Here is a 19692-nt window from a genome sequence, read left to right on the forward strand (position 1 = left end):
TGGGCACAGCGTAAGCCCAACGAAGCAGGGGCGGAAATAAACTTCCTCCCGGCTGGATACAGCAAAACACCGGGAAGCGTCACAGCGAAGCTGTGACCGGGTCCTTCTTCGACGAGGGAAACCAATCACATTCGAAACGGGAGCCGTCATGTCCACTGAAGCTGTTCCAAACGCCGCCGGGTCTGCCGGGACTGCCGGTGGCCGGCGCTACAAGGAACCCACCTCGCAGCAGATTGACGATGCAGCGGCCCTGATGTTCCTGGCGGCGACAAAGAAAGCCCTGCGCGACCAGCAGCACATCTGGGATGTCGAGCTCGAGCTGGAAGTCACGTACACCGTTCACAACCAGCGCCGGTACTGCGTGCATGCCAGCACCCGTACAGGTGAAAGCATCACAGGCCCACGCGGTGTCCTTGTGCATCCGGCCAACGGAACTGCCGAAACGGCTGCCTGGAGCATTGCTGCCGAGGCTCGCACGGTGACCGCGAAACGCCGGCAAAAGGCCGCCATCAAAATCGTGTGAACTACCCGCTCTTGCCGGGGCGGGGCTGGCGGGGAGCTTTTGGTGCGGCTGATGCTTTGGCATTGCCGATCTTCAGCCAGAACCAACCGACATACCAAAGAACCGCCACCAGCCCGACGACAAAGATGCCAAGCAGCAAAATTTTCGACACGACGTCCATACCCTTGGGTTCAAAGGCCATCATGATCAAAGGTACAAGGATTCCCAGTGAGAGAAGGCCCAGCATCCACATGGCAGCAGCTACACCCACAGGCTTGCCCACGCGGGCCAGCTCTTCGTCCAGGCGGTCCCGCTCGGCAACGGCAGCCCGCAGCTGTGTCTTCAAATCTGCCTCAGCCCGGATTTCATCATCCCGCTGCCGCACTTCGGCTGCGATCGCCCATTCAGGTCTCAACGCCGCTGCCAGATTTGAGTAGTTGAAGAGGTCACTGGATCCCAAGATCCCTATTGCGGGAGGATTCGGCAGGAAGGCACGCCGGCGCTTGAATGCCTGTTCATAAAGATCATGGTCGGCATCCGCGATTTCCAAACCGCGCTCGACTAGATCTTCAAGGTCAAGATCCCTGGTATCGCCTTTTCTGACCTTCAAATTGATGGCCAGCACTGCATTTTGCAGCCGTTGCCGGAGCGACACCGCATATGGTTTGAGTTCTTCTTCTGTCGTTCCCCGTGGCAGGTAGTCGTGGATCAGGGCATCAAGATCCAAAGCCGGCTCTTCAAGCAGCTTTTCCACTGCCACTCCGTAGAAGTTGCTCTTCGCCCTGTCGAACCGAACCCGGTGCGCCTCTTCCAGATCCGTCTCGATGTGTGAGATGCGCCCGACTGCTGCGTCCACAAGCCTCCGGATTCCCTCGCGTTCGCTGGAGATCGCGACAAGGCGGCTGACGAGAAAGCCTCCAATGATGGCGACCAGCACAGCGGAAGCCTGGCTGAGGGCGGACAACAAAGTACTCGGATCCCAGGAGTTCTGTTCCGGCGAACTGACGACCACGCTTAGTGGATCGCATTGCAGCACTGACTGGAGCAGCGGCACGTGGGAGGCGCAGGTAAGGAATTCAGACGAGATCACCGAGCGATCATAAGCGACCCCTGACGATGTGCTGTGCACAAGGATCGCCAAGTCTCCACGCTAGTATCAGGGTCAATAAGGGGGGAATGCTCTACATGGATACATTCGTTGCCGCGGCTTTCATTCTGGCGCTTCCGATTGCCATTGCCATTCGGGTCCGTCTGGAGAATCCTCAAACCACTCCCCAAAGCCCGGCCGGCGGCACACAGGGGACAATTTCAATCCCAGCGCGGCAGGGTCTACCGGAAGAATGTCCCCAGCCACAGTGCCGCCCCGAGCGACGGTATTTAGCGGCATTCTCCAGCCCGCGCCTTCAGCCACTGACACGTGGAGAACCCCGGTGATGCACATGCATCATCGGGGTTCTCTCTTTTTGTCTGTCAGCAGGTGTCCGTCGCTTATCCCGCGGCCCGGACCAGGCTCTCCTCGGCCTCATCGAACTCGTCAATCAGCCTCAAGGCCTCCGGGCTGCTCAGGTCGGCGTCCGGGTCGAGCCGCCGGTTGATGCTGCGGGACGCGGAGAACTTCAGCACCGAGTAGTCGTCCACGTCCTTCTTGCCGAACCGGACCTTGTGGCCCTTGTGCGTCTGCCGCGCGAAGCGGCCGAAGCCGGTGAGCACGACGGTGTCTCCACGGCGCACGGCATCGGTGAGCTCCGCGATGAGCGACTCGTACACCTCGCTCACGACCCTTATCGGCTGTCCGCTGCGGCTGGCCACCTTTGAGATGAACCCGCGCTTGCTGATCCGCGGATGAACCGTCGTTTTCATGCCCACACCATGTCCTATCGTCCCTCGTCGTCCGTTTCTGCTTGAAAACCAGTTTATCGGACAGGCCTATCGAAAAGCGATTGACAGACCTGTCGGCAATTACTCTCTAAAGCTCAAAATCCGGATCAATGGACTGACGGTCGTCCTTGTACTCGTAGTCGACCGACTCGATGATCGACCGGGTCTTCGGGTCGCGCCGAGTGCTGACGATCTTGTCGTGGGACTCGTCGAACCGCTGCTGGTCGGCGATCCGGTGGGCCGCGTTGAGCTTGGCGTTGATGTTCTTGTCGCCGAACTCCATCATCGAGCTCACTGATGATTTCGCGCCCTGCTTGGTCGCGTTGACGTTCTTCTTGTTCTGCGCGCGCTGCTGCTCCCAGCGGCCGCGGTCCTCGGGCGTGACGAATCCGAACATCTGGGCCAGCCGGGAGCCGTACCGCTCCTGCTGCTCCACCTGCTGGTCATCGCTCATGGTACTGCCTCCTTCTCGTTGGTTTCCGGACTAGGCCGGCTGGTAGTCCTCGGCCCCGCGGTCACGGCTCCACGGGCCCTCCGGCCCCGGCCGGGCGGAGGGACCAGGTCCCTGCCGGAAGGGCTGGGGCCGCACGCGCTGCGCGGCGAGGAAGGTGCCGGGATCGTCCACCGCGGCCCGCATCCTGTCCTGCCAGTCGTCACCAAGAGCCAGCTTGAGCTCGTGCTCGAAGTCCGGGTCCTCCTTGCTCAGCTCCTCGATAGCGTCCACGTAGGCGTTCGAGTAGACGCGCTGCTGCTCCTCGTCGGACAGGCCGTCGATCTCCATGCTGGCGAGCATGCTCTCGGACTGGTCGAAGCGCTGCTGGAGATCCTCGGGCAGCCCGCGCGTATCCAGGCCCTGCTTCTTGGCCGCGAAGCCGATCATGTAGCCCATCACCCTGCCGCCCAGGGCCTGCCGGTCGCCGCGCTGGACGCCGTCCAGCATCGCCGCCTTCATGGTCTCCGCCAGCTGCACCTGGTGCTCGTCCGGCTCCATCGGCAGGCGCAGCGTGAACATCCCCTCGTCGGGGATCCGCCGGCCCAGGTGGTCGTCGAACTCCCCGGTCCAGACCTTGCGCACCCGGTCCGAGCCAGCCAGGCGTGCCTCGTGCGGCGGGGCCTTGACCATGCGGCCGTGCGCGAGGCCGTTGAACATCAGGCGCAGCTCCGGCTCGGACTCCATCCGTTCGCCGATGATCGTCCGGGCGCGCTTGACGACTTCTGCACGGTCGAGCCCGTCGTCGTCCATCTGCTGGCGCAGGCGCTTGCGCAGGGCCTTGTAGCTGGCGTTGATCTGCTTGCTGTCCTGTTCGGGGTCGCGCATCTTCCAGAAGGCGTTCTCCATGAGCGCGACTTCGGTCATGGCAGCCGACTCGGGGGTGAACAGCTCGCGGTTGCCCCGCTCGCGCCGCTCCAGGTCCTCCAGGCGGGTGCGCCAGCGGTTGGAGAGGAAGTCGTCCCTGCTGGGGCCCCCGGCGACTCCCTTTGCCTCCGGAGTACCGCCGAACAGGTCCCCGACCAGGGCCGCCTGGCGTTCGGCCCTCTCGCCGATGTGGCGGGTTTTCGCATCGATGCGGTCCTGGACCTTGTCCTTGAACGGCTGCAGGTAGGAATCCATCTCCTTCCTGAAGTCAGGGGCCAGCATCCGCATCGCCATCATCATGCCGGCGGCCTGGATGACCGAGTTCGGGTTCACGCCGCGGGTGAGCGGGCGCAGGCAGCTCTGCATCATCATCTGCATGTAGACCGCGTGCATCGCGTCGAACTCCTTGGCGCGCTCCCCGTCGTTGAAGCCGGGCACGAGCAGCTTCGAGTCACGCAGCGTCTGCATGTACGCCTCGCCCGCCAGCCGGGTCTCGGCCCGCAGCTTCAATAGCCGCTCCCGGTCATTGAGCCCTTCGTCGCCGGAAGCAGCCCGCCCCCGGTCCTGGTCGCGCTGGCGGTCCCGGGCCTGAGTCCGTTCCCGCGTCTTGGCCCCGAAGAAGCCGCGGGCACTGTCACGCAGCCGCTCGCGCTGTCCGCGCGAGGTGTCACGCCCGTCCTGCACGTCCGTCTCGTCGACGATCTCGGCGTCGACGATTTCTTCCTCGGGACCAGTGGTCCCGTTGGCCGGATAGGCAGCGCCGGAGGGGTCGACCGGCAGCGCCTTGCGCCCCCGGCCCCTGCCGCCCGGGCTCATCTCACGTTCCGTGTCCTGCGCCATGTCAGCCTCCCAGTCCGTAGTCGTCATCATTCTGCTGCTGCCCGGTGTCGTAGCTCGGCGTCCAAACCGGGCGGCGGCCTCCAACCCCGACGGCGTGGGCGGAGCGCCGGCTGGCACCGCGCGCCCTGGCGGTCCCTTCCGCGGTCTGTGCGAGCACGTCGCGCTTGAGAACCGAGGCGTCCACCGCGGCATCCGCGGAGTCCAGGCCTTCGAGCCCATCGAGACCGTGCACCTCGAAAGCGTCCAGCTGGCGCGCCGCTACGGCCCGCGCACGGCGGGTGCCCGCCGAAGCGAACTGCTCGTTCTTCTCGCCGTCAAAGACACTTTCGCGGTTCTTCGCGGCCTGTACCAGCGCCTCGAAGTCGCCCCCGTAGGCCATGCGGTCCATCACGGTGCCAGCCAGGGAGGGGTCCTCCTCAAGGTTGCGGACGAGCCCCGTCTTCGGATCCTCCAGCGCGCGGGCCACACGGGCGACGCAGTCCGGGTTGACCGAGACATTGAACCCGTCCTTGGCCTCGTAGAACTCAATGAACTGGGCCTCCCACTCCTCGGCAGTTGCCTGGACCGCCTCGCCGTCGGCGAACTCAGGACGCCACTGGCCGGGGCCGGTGTGCTCGAGCTTGCGGCCGCGCCACAGGTCGCGCCCGGGACCCTGCAGCATCTCGTACTTGTGCCGGGCCTCTGCAGCGTCGTGCTTGGCCTGCAGGATCGACTGGGTCACCGGGTAGGTGACCTCCAGCACCGCCTTCAGGTCAGCGCCGCGCAGGGCGCGCACCGCACGCTGGGAGAAGGAGCCACCCAGACCGGTGCCGTGGGCCTTGATCGCCGTGGCGAACATCGAGGCCTCCTGGTCCTCCTGGGTGATACCCGGCGTGCCCTGCTCGTCGCCGAGGTTGCGGGCGTAGTCCCCGAGCTTCTTCTCGCTGCCCTTGGCCCCGGTGTCGACGCAGACCTCGCGGACACTCTGCAGGTGCACGTCCCGGCTGCTGAAGGTCAGTGCCGAGCCGAACTCGCCGCGCTGGGCGGAGCGGTAGATGTCGCTGAGCTCCACGACGAGGACCTCGTGGCCGGCGGCCACTTCGTGCGGATCGCTGACGAACCGCAGGCGGTTCGCCTCCTTCACTGCGCTCTCCAGGCTCCCCGCCAGCTCCGGGTTCTTCGACAGGGCCACCTGGGTGTCCAGGGAAACCTGCATGGCCAGCGGATGTGAGCCGTCGGCCTTCACCACGCCGGTGTCCAGCAGGTTCGCCCCGACCGAGAGCCTGTCCATCGCCTCGGCCTTGGCAGCGTCGCTGTGCAGCTTCACCACGGCGACCGCGTCGCCGTCGAAGTCGCCGTCAAAGCACTGGTCCATCACGGGGTTGATTGCCGCGCCGGTGAGCCGGTCATCGATCGCCACGCGCATGTAGCGCACGCCGGCGTCGCGCAGGACCGGGTCACGCCAGACCAGCGCGTGGTCGCCCTCGGCCAGGCCCAGCTGCTCGGCCTTGACCGAACTCAGGGCAATCCGGTCGATGTCCAGTCGCGGGTCGGCGGTCCAGACCATCGTGGCCGAGTCGGACAGGCGCGAGCTCATCAGCCCGGTTTTGAAGATGTTGTTCCTGCCGGTCAGCACGCGGTTCTGCACGTCGGTGGTGATCGCCTCGAAGGCGCGCTGGGCCCGCGATACGGACTCGCTCATACCCCGGCGCACCTCTGCGCGCTTGTCCGGTGACAGGCGCTGGTCCTCCAACTGCTCGGCCATGTACCGGTAGCGGCAGGCCTCGACGAAGACGTCCTGGTAGCTGCGCGTGTAGTCGTGCGTGACCGAGGTGCCGTCGTCGAACTCCTGCCCGCTGCGCAGGTGCGAAGAGAGCACCGGCAGCTTCCATGAGGTCGCACTGACCGTCCCGGTCAGCTCGCCGGTCGGGTAGGTCAGCGGGAAGGGGATCTCCATGTCACCGCCCCGGTCACCAATCAGGTCGCCGAAGGACTTGCGCATCGCCGTGGTGTTCAGCCCCGGGGCCGACCCTTCGGTACGCGGCTGCGTGCGCAGCAGCTCCGGCATCGGGATGAGGCGGCGCTCGGGCCGCTCATCGACGCTCTCGGCCTGGCCCACGACGCGCAGGGTGCCGTCGGCCTCCATGTCGAGTCCCGCGACCAGCAGGTACTCACGCAGGTTCGACTCGGCACCGGAGTTGTGGCCGTAGAACTCCCGCATGATCGCCGGGCAGTCCTGGGACTGCAGCGCCCAGGCCAGCTGCGAGGAGGCCTTGCGCCCCTTGCCTGCGCGCACCTGCTCGTCGTCGTAGATCTTGGTCTTCTCGTCGACGGCCATGTGGGTGACCACGAACCGCATCTCACCCAGCCCGCCGGCGACCGGACCGCCCTGGGCGGCCGGGCGGCGGATGTTGCCGACCGCACCGCCCATCAGCTCACGGGCCGACCCGGCGTTGCGCCGGGAGATCAGCGAGAACGGGCTCATCACCACGTCGATGGCCGGGTTCTCCCGGAACCAGGCCACCTCCTGCTCCAGGCCGTGGGCGCGTGCTTCGTCCGGGTCCATGTGGCGGTCGACCACGAGCGAGACGACGCCCTTGTTGCCGTGCAGGTCGCTGATCTTGTCGCCGACGACGAGGTCGCGCAGCCGGCCACCGGCCCCGCGGATGCGGTGCCGCTCGGAGAACTCCCTGGACACGACGATCGGGTCATCGGCCGTCCAGCCGCCGAAGGTCATCAGCGCAGTGCCCGTCGGCTTCGTCACCTCAGATGACTGCATGATCGTCGAGGCAGTCATCTGCTGGCGGTCAAATGGGTCATAGCGCAGCGTCTCCAGCTCCGGCCGGCTCATCAGCGGCGCGCGGGAGCCGGTCACGGTCTCCGGGTCGCCCGGCTCAATGGTGCCGTCCGGGCGCACCGCGGCATCCTCTGTCAGGTAGCGCACGATGCCCTGGTTAGTCGCGCCGCCGGTCATGACCGGGTCGAAGAAGCCGCCGGGGGCCGCCACACGGTTGCGGTCCGTGCCGGTGAGCACCGTCATGTTCCGCCCGCCGGTGAGCCGCCAGGCGTCGAAGACATTGTCGTCGGCCGGGTCGGTACGGTCGCGCTCGGCCCGGTACTCGGCGTAGATCGTCGAGCCCTGCTTGATCTCGTTGGAGTAGCGGACACGCTTGGCCTCGGTCTCGAGGATCGAGGCCGTCCACTCGTCCAGCCGCGCGGTGGCCTTGCCCGTGGCAGGGTCGACCTCGTATGTCGTGGCCCGCTCGATGAAGTCGATCGGGTGCTTGGTCCCGTACAGCTGCGAGTACACCGCGTTCAGTGAGGCCGGTTCCCCAGTCCGGCTGCGGCCGGAGACGAGGTCGCCCGCGAGCTGGTACTGGATGCGCTCGTGCATCAGCTGCTCGTAGCCGCGCAGCACGGTGCGCTCCTCGACCGACTTGGGGGCCTCGCCCGGGGTCTGGGCCTTGATCCGCGCCTCGTAGCCGGGAACAATCAGCGCGTTCTCGCCGCTGGCAAAGCGGGTGATGATCTCCCCGTGGCTGCCGACGTCGAAGACCTGGCCGATCTCGCCGGAGACCGGCTGAGCCTTGCCGTCGCGGCGGAGCTTCTCCGCGCTCCAGCTGATGACGCCCTGTGCGTCGACCAGGATCTCGCCCGGCGTCGCGGCGTTGCGTTCGATGCTCTCCCGGACGGTCTGGCCGATCCGGCGCATGAACTCCGAAGGGTGTGCGGCGATCGGGGCGGCGGTGGCCGCGTCGAAGGAGACGATCCGGTCCTTGAAGCGGGTCGCCTGGAAGCTGGTGCCCATGAGCTCGGTGGGAGGCACCCCGCAGCGGCGCAGCGCCGAAGCGAGGTTGTCCAGGTTCGACCACTGGCCGGTCGGGCTGGTCATGTACTTGGCGACGCGCGCGGGATCGCAGCGCTGGTCGATCCACTCGCCGTCGACCAGGTGCGGCTCGGCGTCCCAGGTGCCGACCAGTTCGAACGGGACGTCATCGGCGTGGGCCCGGACCTTGTCGGCGGCGGTGCCGCCGTAGACGAGGTTGCCCAGGTCCGGGAGCTCGCCGGCCTGCAGCTCGCCGATCTCCTCCAGGCGTTCCTGGTACATTTCCTCCGTCGCACCCGGGCGCAGCAGCTCGCTGCGCGCTCCGGTGAGCACGTCCCAGTAGGAGCGCTGGATGGCCGCGACCTCGGGGTCGGAGGCGTACTCCGGGGGCTCGACCTCGTCGAGCGCGCCTTCGGTGCGCTGCAGCTCGAATTCCGCACGCAGGATCAGCTCCTCGACGCCCAGAGCGGCGCGCAGGTTCTCCCGCGCACTCTCTACAGCCTCACGGCCATAGACCTCCGCCGGCTCGGCGTCCACGAAGAAGGTCGGCAGGGAGCGGTTCTTGGCGTCACGGCGCAGCATGACCTTGGACCCGGGGTGCGGGGCGCTCTCGCCGGGGACGACGTAGTCGGCGACCACGAACATGCTTTCGCGATCGACGTGGTAGCTGTCCGGCACGTCGATAAGGGAGCGGCCGCGGCCGTGCTCCGGGTGGCTGGAGCCAACCACGCCGACCGCCGTGCCCGGCAGGTCCTCGCGTTCGATGGGCAGGCCCTGTGCGAAGCGCAGCAGCCGGACAGCGTCCTCGGGACTCGGGGCCGGCACCGCCATGCCGCCGGGCACGCGGTGGTTGGTGCTGTAGCGAAGCACCGTTCCGTTGTCGTAGATGCGCGCCCCGGCGTACTCTTCCTGGCGCGTGTCGGTGAGGCGGATCTCCATGCCTGTCCCGGGGATACGGGCCTTGATCTGCCCGGGCTCGCGGTCGCGCAGAACCTCGTAGGCCACGCCCTGGGACTTCAGCTCCTCAAGCAGCGCCGCCGAGCGCGCCACGGCACGCTGGGACATGAAGCGGTTGCGGTCAACGCGGCCGGTCTGCGGGTCGCGCCCGCCGTCGACGACCCACTCGCGGACCTGGTCGTACTCCTGGCGGCTCATCTTGTCCATGAGCGAGGTGAGGCCCGCAGCGTCGTCGTTGGTCATGGCGCGACCTGCCTCGTAAGGCTTGCCGTCATCGTCGAGCCGCCAGAGCGTCATGTTCCCGCGGCGCGGCTCGGACAAGGACTCCACCTCGCCGCCGGCGTTCTTCACGATGGTCCCATCGGGGATGTACAGCAGCTCGGTGCCCGCCCGCTTCACCGTCGCACGCCCAGACCAGGCCGGGTCATAGGGGCTGATCGGCAGTCGCGCCGAGCGCGGGTCGATCTCCGCGCCGACACCCGTGGCGCGGGTGAACTCGCGCTGCAGCGTCTGGTAGCGCTCGTTGGCGGGGGAGTGGTCGCCGAACTGCGGCTCGTAATCCGGGACCCGCTCGGCGAAGGCCGTGTCGATCGCGGTCAGGCACGCGGTGACGCCGAGCCCGGGATCAGCCAGGGCAGTGCCGCGCCGGCCGAGAATCTGGTCGACCCGTGCGCGGATGGCCTTCGCCTGTGAGATCGGAATGATCTCCCCGCTCTGCTCCCGGGCCTGCTCGACTGCCTTGTAGAAGACGTACTCGTAAAAGTAACGCCTCAGTCCGTGTGCCTTCTTCATTGCTACTCAGCCTCCTGTGGACGCTCGGGGACATAACTATGTATAGATCATATCCTTACGAGTCGAATGGAAGCGATAGATAAATCAGAAATGAGACAAAAGAAGAATGCCGGGGCAGTCGATGCAACTCGACTGCCCCGGCATGGAGGGAAGAAGCCCGAGGCCCTATCCCCGGGACTTCATCTCGACCGCCATAGCCCGGTCAAAGGCTCCGTCGGCGAGAACCTCCCAGCTCGGCAGCGAGGCCAGGAAAGTGTAGAAGGCCGCGTGCACCTTGACCGTGGCGAGTGACCGCAGGTCGTCCTCTGTCACGTCCTGCTCGGCAAACACCCGCGAACCCTCGTCACCGATCTGGCCATTGATCCGCCGTGCAGCGTCGGCGTAGGCCTCCGAGCGGACCTGGCTGAGGTAGGTCTTCGACTCGTCGGCGCTGCGCAGCTCGCCGTTCCCGCCGACCGAGAAGTGCGCACGATCCCGCTGCATCTCCACCAACGCGGTCTTATACGCCTCGCCGATCTCCAGGTCCAGGGCCTTGACCTTCGCCGAGCCGTCCAGATTGATCAGCATCTCCTTGCTGACCGTGCCCTCGGCGTAGACCAGGCGCTTGTGGTCCTTCTGAGTCGCCTGGTGGGCGGCTACGGTCGCGGCGACCTCCACGTCCTCCAGGAACTCCTCGTCGTTGCCCAGCATCATGGCCTCGTAGTCGTCCGGGTCCACGACCACCGGAGCGTTCGGGTCGCCGCTCTCGTCGGTGAAGACCATGCGCGTGATGACCTCCATGACCTCATCGGAGTAGACGTCCGGGTCGAGGCGCTCAATGTCGACGTCCTTGTAGTCGTACGTCTCCTGGTAAAGCGTCTTGGCATCGGCTGCCCGGACCGCCTGGGCCATGCGCTTGTCGAGCATCTTGACGAAGTCCGGCTGGTTCATGCGCACGTCGAAGTCCATGGCAGAACTGAGCGTGGGGATCGTCTGCAGCGAGTACTCGTGCCCCGGGTGGGTGATCGTGTTGCCGAGCAGCTTAAACGACATCGGCAGGATCGTCTCGTTGCGGTTCCACACCGGAGCATCGCCGGCGCGCAGCACGATCGAGTTGCGCGGCGAGAGGAAGGCGAAGTCGTTGTACTTGATCAGCGGCTCCTCCTCCGTCGACCAGGTGCGCGAGATCGCCCCGTCCGTCTTTCCGCCGACCACCTTGTCCAGGTTCTGCGTGATCTGCTTGGAGCTGGCGTGGGTGCGGTGGGTCTTACCGCTCATCTTCTCCAGCGTCTCGATCATCGAGTCGTCGGTCGACTTGAGGAAGACGATGTTGCTCGTGTTGCCCTGCACAATCTTGTCCACGGACTCGCCGTAGACGTCGCGCAGCTGCTGCAGCGTCTGCAGGATGAGCGTGAACTGCTGTTCCTGCCCGAGGCCGATGGAGAGCATCGTCTCGAAGCCGGCGATGCCGTTGCCGTCGGACTGCAGGTTGCCGAGCTCGTCGAGCATGAACCGCGTGCGGTAGAGCGGCTTCTGGTTCGACTTGGTCATGTACGACTGGTCGAATGAGACGTCCACCAGCTGCTTGACCAGGATCAGGATCAGCTTGGCGTACTTCATCAGGTGCGGGGGAGTGACCAGGAAGACCGCCTTGGGGGACTCCGAGTACCGTGCCATCGTCTGTGTGACCGCGCGTGCCTGGACCTCGACCTCCTCGGGGTGTCCGCCGCCGGAGAAGTCCAGCTTGCGGCTCGGGAAGGTCGTGTCACCCGGCTGGAACGAGAAGATTTTCCCGTCGCGGGTGCCGCCCTCGCGCACCGGCCGCAGCTCTCGCAGCACGCCGTTCTTCACGATCTTCTTGCCGGTGACCGGCTCGACCACGAAATGCCGGCCGTTGAGGGAGAGCTGGTAGCTCTTGCGGAAGTGGAAGTAGAAGGTGCGCACGAGCATGCCGCTCTGCGGGTTCTTCAGCTCCAGCTTCAGCCACGCCTCGTCGCCGGGGAAGATGCCCTTGAAGTTGTAGCGCGCCCAGCCCACGCGGCCCACGATCTCAGAGTGCTCGAAGTCCTTGCCTAGGTTCTGCGTGAACATCGGGTCGGCGTACGCCGACCAGCTCGCCATCTGCCCAAGCAGGTGGTCGCGCTTCATGAAGTTCGGCGAAAACCGCACGCCCAGCCGCCGCGGGAACGACAGGCCCGCCAGGTCGGTGTTCTGGCTCGGCTTGCCCGAGGTCAGGGTCGAGATCGTCGGGTCGGTAAAGAAACTCATGCCTGTGATCGCGATGCCGTAAACCGAGGACATCATCTTCTCCGCGCCGGCCATGGCGACCAGGGCGTTGTGGGCGTTGCCGACGAGCGTCCGCATCGAGTTGCGCGGCAGGGCCTGGGTGGCGTTGAAGTAGAGCGTGAGCAGGTCCTGCTCAGCCTTGCCCTCCCACAGGAAGTCCTTCTCGGCAACCTTGGCCTGCTCCTCGGCCAGCGCTTCCTCGTCCTCCTCGAACTCGCCGTTCTTGATGCGCTTCTCCAGCTCGGCGGCCGGGTTCTTCCACTTCTTCGAGGTGAGCTGCACGAAGAGCTGGTAGCAGTTGTACAGCGTGACCTTGCCCCACATGTCGTCAAGGCGCTGCTCGAGCGTGCCCGGGTCCATGCCGGTGGCCGCAGCATACTCGCGAAGCTCGCGCTCTTCCTCGAGGTAGTAATCGATGAGGCCGTAGGCAGCCCGCTTGAAGGCGTTGTTCGCCGCGTTCGGCCAGACCGGGTCTTCGCCGCCGTCCAGCGGGAAGAAGACCTCGCCGATGTTCTCGATGTATAGCGCACACTTGGTCGAGTCGCCCTCGCGGGCAGCGTCGGCCGCCATGCCCAGGGGGTTGTAGATGTCGGTCTTCATCGCGTTGATCAGGTTGAACTGCACCGGCTCGAAGCCGCGCGTGACCAGCGGGATGTAGTTCTTGACGAGCAGCTCACCCTTGGGGTCGTTGATGACCATATTCGAGGGCTTCTTCTCCCGCGACCACATATCGATCATCGGCTCGATGTAGGTCTGACCCTTACCGGCGCGGGTGATGGCCAGCACCATCGTGTTCACCGGAGCGGTGTCGACGATGTAGGCACCGGCAGGGCGCTGGACTTCGTACGCCGGGAACTCCCAGTCGTCGCTGATCAGGTCTGCCACCGTGCTGTACGGCCCGAGCTTGTCACGGTTCGCGCCCTGCAGCTTGCCGGGGTCCTTCGCCTCCCTGGCCTTGCGGCGGCTCTCCTCGGTCGGCGGGTTGTACGGGATCACCGTGGCCTCATACTTCCTGCGCAGCCGCTTGTCCCGGGGCAGGCCTGAAGCGTCGAAGAGCGCGTCGCCGAACTCCTCGTCGATCAGCGGCAGGGTCTCGACCAGCGGTTCGCCGTCGTCGCCGTCCATGACCTCACCCTTGTAGTAGACGATGGTGCCGTCCTGGTCGATCACGTCGGCCCCAGCGCGACGGGAGACCTTGACGGTGCCCAGGCCCTTCTTGCTGAGCATCATGTGGCTGATCATCGAGCTGACCTGCACTCCCGAGTGCGCGCCGGCGTCCGGGAACCAGTCGTAGTTCTGCTGGACCTCCTCCGGCAAGGCGATGTGCTGGTCATTGCGGTGGTCGTTGATGTCCGTGTGGTCAACCGTTGCGTTGTGCTTGGCGACCTGGCGTCCGGTCCAGGTGGAAATCACGATCATGACCAGTGCGCCCGCGCCCAGCGTCAGGAAGAGCTTGAACCCGGTGACGGACCCCAGCTGCTCGCCGACGTTCGTTGCTTTGCCCTTGGCGGTCTGGTCCGTTTTCGGAGCATCCCGGGCGGCGCTGCCTGCGGTGGTCCACCACGCGGGCACCGGGACGTCCTTGAGGTCCGGATAGCACTTCGAGCCGATCTCGGGGTTGCCCTTCTCGTTGACCGCGCGGTAGCACGTCATCGGGCCCCCGCCCTGGCCTGTCGTGGTGTCCTCGGCGTAATAAGAGCTCGGCTTGGTGCTGTTGCCGCCCAGGCCGCCACCCATCGTCGCCCCGAGCGTGAGCACCGCCGTGGCGATGACCGAGTACAGCACCCACGCCACGACCGCGACCAGGAGGCCCACGATGCCGGCGAGCACGAGTCCCGGCATGTTCGACTTCTTGCTCAGCCTCTCGCCGCGGTCCAGCTGCTGGTCATCGTACACGTCCCGGTTCGTCAGCGTCTCCTCCGGCCGGCGGGCCGAGATCTTCTCCCAGCCGCTGGCCTTGGGCCGTGCTGCCCTGCGCTTACTGCCTGCCATGGTTCTCCCTGCCTGTTCCCGCGTCTATCTGTGTGTGGTGCGCCTGTCGTGGTCCCGGAAAACGCCGACGGCGCACGGGGTGCGAGCCCCGTGCGCCGTCAGACCCCCGTCGATCTCTAAGCCTGATCAGCCGCCCATGGCCGCCCCGCCGATGAACCCGGCAAGGCCACCGAGCATGGGCAGCGCGACAATCAGAGCGATGAGCATCTTGTTGTAGCGGCTCTGGATCTCCGAGGCCCGGGCCAGCTCGCTGGCGTAGGACTCCTTGTCCGCCGCCATCTCCTCCAGCCGTGCCTCGTAGCGGCGCTTGACCGAGTCCTCGACGACCTCCATCTGCTGCAGCAGGTCGGTGTTGCGCTGCGTGGCCGAGTCGGTCTTCTCCTTCTCGAGGGACAAGCTGTGCTGCCACTCAGCCTCGCGGGCCTGCATCTGGGTGATCGCATCCTTGCGGTTGCGGTCCAGCTCGTCCTCCATCCGGCGGATGCGGTCGGCGTGCTCGTTGCGGATCGACTCCAGGAGCGCTTCCTGCTCGCGGCGCACGACGCCGATCTCGTCGGTGGTGCGCTGGTGCTCGGCCAGGGCCTCGGCCTGGGCGATGTCCGCCTTGCGGTTGTCGTCGACGATCCGCTGGATCTCGATCTTCCACTGACCCAGGCGCTGCTCCTCGGCTTCAAGGTAGGCCTTCTGCTTCTCGGCCAGGACCTCGAAGATCCGCGTTGTGCCGACCTGCATCTTCAGGGCGGCGTCAGAGCGGCGAACGCGCAGGATCTCCTGGCGGTCGTGCGAATAGGCGTTCTCGAGCACCCGCTCGATCTCGGCAACCGCGTCGGCCCGCTCGCGCTCCATACGGGAGCGGTTGCGCTCCTTGTACTGGATCTCTGCCTGGAGTGCGGCCTGCTCGGCGAGCTTCTTCGCCTGGGCCTCGTAGTCCTGGACAATCTGTGCCTTTCGGGTGCGGATCCGCTGGTCCTTCTCGGACTCCCGCTCCCGGTGTGCTGCCTCGGTGCCGTCCTTGAGCGCCTTGTAGCGCGAGCCCTCGCGGTCGGTGGCGACGTCGCGGATGACCTGCTCGACGTGGGCCGACATGAGGTTCACGTACAGGGTGCGCAGCTCGTCCTCGTGCGCCCACCGCAGCTGTGCGAGGTCGGCGTTGGCCTGCCGGTTGAGCTGGGCGACCTGATCGCCCAGCCACTCCGTCGCACCCTGCGGGACATCGATCTGCACGACCGGCGCGCCGATGGCGAAGGTCGCGTTGAACTCGTCCAGGCGCACGTCGAGGTCCAGGTCCTCGGAGAGGAAACGGCGGGCGATGACTTCGCGCACCTGCTCCTGGTTCTCCAGCAGGACACCGTCCTCCGTAGCCGGGGCGTGGACCTCGGCGTCGGCGGCCGCAGGGCCGAACCCCTCGTCTAACTCATCGAAGCCGGCGGTCCCGTCGAAGCCGGGCTCCGGCTCCACCGCGACCGGGGCTGCGTCTTCGTCCCCGAAATCGGCGACCTCATCATCGAACACGGGCTCGTCGCCCGTGGCGTCGAAGACAGGCTCGTCGCCGGCACCCTCGTCCCCGCCAGGGATCGAATCGAAGATCGGGTCACCCTCGTCGGCAGTGTCCGCAGCAGCGGCGTCTGTTGCGGGAAGGGTCCCGGAATCGTCTGTGGCGACGCCGCTGTGATCCCGCCAGGCCTGCGCTCCGACAGCCTCCTCGAGGCTCAGCACGCCGGAAGCGACCTCCTGGGCCTGCTTGAACGTGGCCTCGGCGACCAGGTCCACCAGCAGCTCGCCGCTGGGCTTCTGCCACACGACGGCCCAGGAGTAGTCCGCCCCCGTCAGGAGCGAATACTCCTCCATGCGCGCGAGCGTCTCCGCGTTGGGGATGATGCCGAAGACCTCTTCGCCGAGCATCTCTGCCGTGGCGACGGTCTTGATCTGGTCCGAGTCAATGAGCTCGATGAGTGAGCCCTTCGCCTCGTCGCGGCCGTGCCGCTTGCTCAGCCCGCCGATGGACTCGGCGGCCAGCACGAGCATGACCCATGCCGTGCCGCTGGGAAAGACGAACGTCGCGTTCGACCGCAGCAGCTCGACTGCCGCGGGGATCGCCGTCTCCCTGACCACGGACGACAGCAGCTCGTCAGGCTTCTTCTTCCGATCCTTGTTACGGCTTCCCGATGCCGTGCCCAGAATGCCCATTGGTGTCGATCCCTTCGATGATGATGAAAATGCAGTTCGCCTGGTATACGAGTATTCTATCGGCCATGAGTCAATAGGTGCAATGATAGGCCATTCAATACAACGCCGAATGGCCCGTAATGGTCCGCGGCGCAGATCAGCGCACGGCGCTCACCTCGATGCGGGCGTCGGAAGTGAGCATGTCCTTGTGGTCACTCGCCAGCTCGCCGACGACGTCAATCCGGATCCGCCGCTCGGAGGGGTGCTCATTGATGAACGTGGCCACGCCGGTTGTGACCTCGTCGGTCATCTTCGCCACCGCGCCACGAGCACCGCCGGCATTGGAGTCGGTGTCGCCCTTGTCGTCGATCAGGTACTGCAGGACCCTCTGGTCGATGTCCACCCGTACGTTGTGCTTGATGAGGACCTCCTGCACCATGTGGCGCAGCTTGGTGCGCACGATCTTGCGCTGGGTCTCCTGTGACAACGGCTGGAAGGGTACGATCGCGTCGATGCGGCCCAGGAGCTCTGGCGGGAAGCGGTTGTCGGACTGCGTCTCCGTGATCGAGCGGCGGATGAGCTTCTCATACTTCAACAGCTGCTCGCCCGAGCCTTTGTCGTCGGCCGCGTACTGCGCGATGGTCTTGTAGATCTCCGAGCCCGCATTCGTCGTCATGACGATGTAGGTGTTCAGGAAGCTGACCTCGCGGTTGTTGTCGTCCGAGAGCCGCCCGTCATCGAGCACCTGCAGCAGCAGGCGCGTGACCATCCCCGAGGCCTTCTCGACTTCATCGAACAGCAGCACGGCATGCGAGAGGTCCCAGACCCGCTTCGTCAGCTCGGAGCGAAACAGGTCCATCGAGGAGTCCTGGGAGTACTCGGACATGTCGAAGCGGATCAGGTGGCGCTGGTCGTCGCCGAAGAGCAGTTGCGCCAGCTGCTTGGCAAGCTCGGTCTTGCCCACACCTGTGGAACCGGCGAACAGCAACGAGGCCTCCGGCCGACCCTTGTCATTGAGATCCGCTACCGATAACTGCAGCCGCCTCGCGACCGCGCGGGTGGCCAGGTCCTGGCTGAATACCTTCGAGTCCAGCTCCTCCTTGATTTTCGCACCGTCGACTTTGAAGGCCACGTTCACGCCGAGGGACTCCTGGAGCACGTCCGAGAGCAGCGCGCGGTCCAGGGTCCGTTTGGTGAGGCGGTACCAGCCGACCATGCTGTCAAGCACCAGAATCGACTTGCGCGGCTGCGAACTCGCCGGCATGTAGCGCTCGGTGTACTCGTAGATCTGGCGGTAGATGTGGTCGTCGTAGAACTGGTCGGCGACGTCATAATGCTCAGCCATGCCCTGCAGGATTCGGATCGTCGTCTCCTGGTCCGGCGGCGTCAGGTTGATTCGCTGCAGGCGCTCGACCAGCGGCTGGTTCGGCGCAATGTGCCTGTGGAACTCGTTATACGTCGTAGCGGCGATGATGCGGATGCCACGCGCCCCGGACGCCGCCAGCACTGGCTTGATTGCCTCTACCGCTGCATCGGAGAGCTGGATGATCTGATGGAACTCGTCGATGAACAGCACCAGCTCCTGCTTCTCGTTCGCCACGAAGCGCTCAGCCTCGTCGAAGAAGCCCTTGAGCATGGCGGCCATGCGGTCCGAGTCACCAGCCTCGGAGATCATCCGGGATGGATCGACCTCGAGGTAGCGCCGGCCGGCGTCCGTGGCCATCGTCGCCTGGACGAGCGCCGTCTTGCCCGTACCGGCCTCAGCGAGCAGCAGGGCGTTGCACAACTCCGGCCGGCTCATCGAGGCCAGCAGCTGAAGCTTCTCGTGCTCGCGGCCGACAATCTCACGTTCGGCCCTCTTGAGTGGGTCCGACAGCTTCGATAGGAGCGGATAGCCCTCATTCAGGTGCGCTTCGTGGAACATGCCGTGGAAGACCTCTCGCCAAGACTTTGATTCATCTGATAGATCAGTCGAAAGTCTATCATGACGCCATTTCAATAAGACGTATATAGGACGGCGAGAGGCCCCCGGACTCATATTCGGGGGCCTCTTGGCCATTCTCGCCGTTCAGCGGCCGTCACAGCCCCTGCTGACGGTCCTCCTGGGACGAAGATCCGTCCTGCTCGAACCGGTAGTCGTACCGCTCGCTCAGCGGCCTGTGGGACTCCCGGTCGCGCCGTGCCCGCTCGTTCGCCTCGCGCTGCTGGCGCACCGTGGCACCCACCCGGTCGACCAGGGCACGCCCGGCCTCCGCCCACTGGTCCTTGCCCTCGTCCGGGGCCGTGATCTCGTCCAGGCCCAGTTCCAGCAGGCTTGTGCCGCTGAGCGGACTGGGATCAATCGTTGCCATCGCCTTGTCCTCGTCCGTGCCTGAATCAAGCCCCGCGCTGCTGCTCGATGCCCTCGGGCCCATCCTGGCCCTCGAACTGGTAGTCGTACGCCACGCTGACCGGCTTACGGCCCTGCTGCGCGGTGGTCGGCTTCTGTTCCCGAGTATCGCGGCCGACAACCAAACCCATCCGGCCGACCAAGCCCGTCCCGGCAGCAGAGCCCTGCGGGACCTTCTGCCCGCGATGTCCGGACAGCTCCTTGTGCAGCCCGCGGGCAGCGCCCATGCCAGCACCCTTGACGGCGCTGGCGGCCACGCCCGTGACCGACGCTCCGGACTGCCGGGCCTGGGCGGCATGGGTCACAGCGTCCCGTATCGCCCCGGTGCCGACCCGCGTAGCTCCCTCCCGGAAGCCCTCGGACTGAACTACCCGTCCAACCCTCGACTGGGCGGCCCGCTGGATGAGCGGGACCTTCACCGGGCCCTGAACCGTGCGGGACTGTCCCGGCGTCGGCACGTCCGCAGAAGTGATCATCCCTGGTGCCGGCTCGGCCTGCGGCCGCGGCCGACGCTCGACGACATTGGGGTTGAACCTCGAGCCCGGCTGGCCGGGAGCGGGGGAGGAGGGCACGCTGTACCGGGGACCAAGCACCGCGCCAAGGCCAGCCTGCGAGCTCGGGCCGCGCTGCGTTCCGGCACCGGGGGTGGCCTCGCTGATCGCCGCCAGCGGCTCGGGTGTGTACGACGTCGGACGCTGGCTGTAGTCCGGCGCGCTCTGGGGGCCGTTGCTGAAATCTGCCATGCTGAT

11 protein-coding genes are annotated in these 19692 nt (G+C 66.0%); 1 reads left to right on the forward strand and 10 read right to left on the reverse strand.

Annotation, left to right across the window (positions count from 1 at the left end):
- Positions 1-148: 148 nt before the first annotated feature.
- Positions 149-523 (forward strand): hypothetical protein, encoded by a 375-nt coding sequence (locus ACFVVC_RS02265; RefSeq protein WP_387448591.1) that lies wholly within the window; start codon positions 149-151, stop codon positions 521-523.
- Between the two features lies 1 nt (position 524).
- Here ACFVVC_RS02265 and ACFVVC_RS02270 read toward each other — a convergent pair whose 3' ends face one another.
- The 10 genes from ACFVVC_RS02270 to ACFVVC_RS02315 all read right to left on the reverse strand — a co-directional run bounded on the left by ACFVVC_RS02270 (position 525) and on the right by ACFVVC_RS02315 (position 19686).
- Positions 525-1643 carry a hypothetical protein gene (locus ACFVVC_RS02270; RefSeq protein WP_387448594.1) on the reverse strand — a complete coding sequence of 373 codons (1119 nt, stop codon included), beginning with the start codon at positions 1641-1643 and terminating at the stop codon, positions 525-527.
- Between the two features lie 347 nt (positions 1644-1990).
- A complete protein-coding gene (locus ACFVVC_RS02275) occupies positions 1991-2362 on the reverse strand; it encodes an HU family DNA-binding protein (RefSeq protein WP_387448597.1) in 372 nt (123 codons plus the stop codon).
- A gap of 106 nt (positions 2363-2468) precedes the next feature.
- Entirely contained in the window at positions 2469-2834 is a 366-nt protein-coding gene (locus ACFVVC_RS02280) for a hypothetical protein (RefSeq protein ID WP_021473611.1), read from the reverse strand.
- A gap of 30 nt (positions 2835-2864) precedes the next feature.
- The gene (locus ACFVVC_RS02285) at positions 2865-4607 is read right to left on the reverse strand and encodes a hypothetical protein (protein ID WP_387448601.1); all 1743 of its coding nucleotides are present in this window, start codon (positions 4605-4607) and stop codon (positions 2865-2867) included.
- Positions 4579-10131 carry a hypothetical protein gene (locus ACFVVC_RS02290; protein ID WP_387448603.1) on the reverse strand — a complete coding sequence of 1851 codons (5553 nt, stop codon included), beginning with the start codon at positions 10129-10131 and terminating at the stop codon, positions 4579-4581. Before ACFVVC_RS02290 ends, ACFVVC_RS02285 begins: the two co-directional genes overlap by 29 nt.
- Before the next feature lie 165 nt (positions 10132-10296).
- Complete coding sequence (locus ACFVVC_RS02295) at positions 10297-14388, reverse strand: type IV secretory system conjugative DNA transfer family protein (protein WP_387448607.1); 4092 nt, start codon at positions 14386-14388, stop codon at positions 10297-10299.
- 126 nt (positions 14389-14514) lie between these two features.
- A complete protein-coding gene (locus tag ACFVVC_RS02300; protein ID WP_387448610.1) occupies positions 14515-16575 on the reverse strand; it encodes a hypothetical protein in 2061 nt (686 codons plus the stop codon).
- 136 nt (positions 16576-16711) lie between these two features.
- Positions 16712-18478 (reverse strand): AAA family ATPase, encoded by a 1767-nt coding sequence (locus ACFVVC_RS02305; RefSeq protein ID WP_387448613.1) that lies wholly within the window; start codon positions 18476-18478, stop codon positions 16712-16714.
- Positions 18479-18632: 154 nt separating this feature from the next.
- A complete protein-coding gene (locus ACFVVC_RS02310) occupies positions 18633-18905 on the reverse strand; it encodes a hypothetical protein (RefSeq protein WP_387448617.1) in 273 nt (90 codons plus the stop codon).
- A gap of 25 nt (positions 18906-18930) precedes the next feature.
- Entirely contained in the window at positions 18931-19686 is a 756-nt protein-coding gene (locus ACFVVC_RS02315; protein WP_387448620.1) for a hypothetical protein, read from the reverse strand.
- Between the last annotated feature and the right edge of the window lie 6 nt (positions 19687-19692).

It is taken from the genome of Pseudarthrobacter sp. NPDC058196, from assembly GCF_042882685.1.
Lineage (GTDB): Bacteria > Actinomycetota > Actinomycetes > Actinomycetales > Micrococcaceae > Arthrobacter.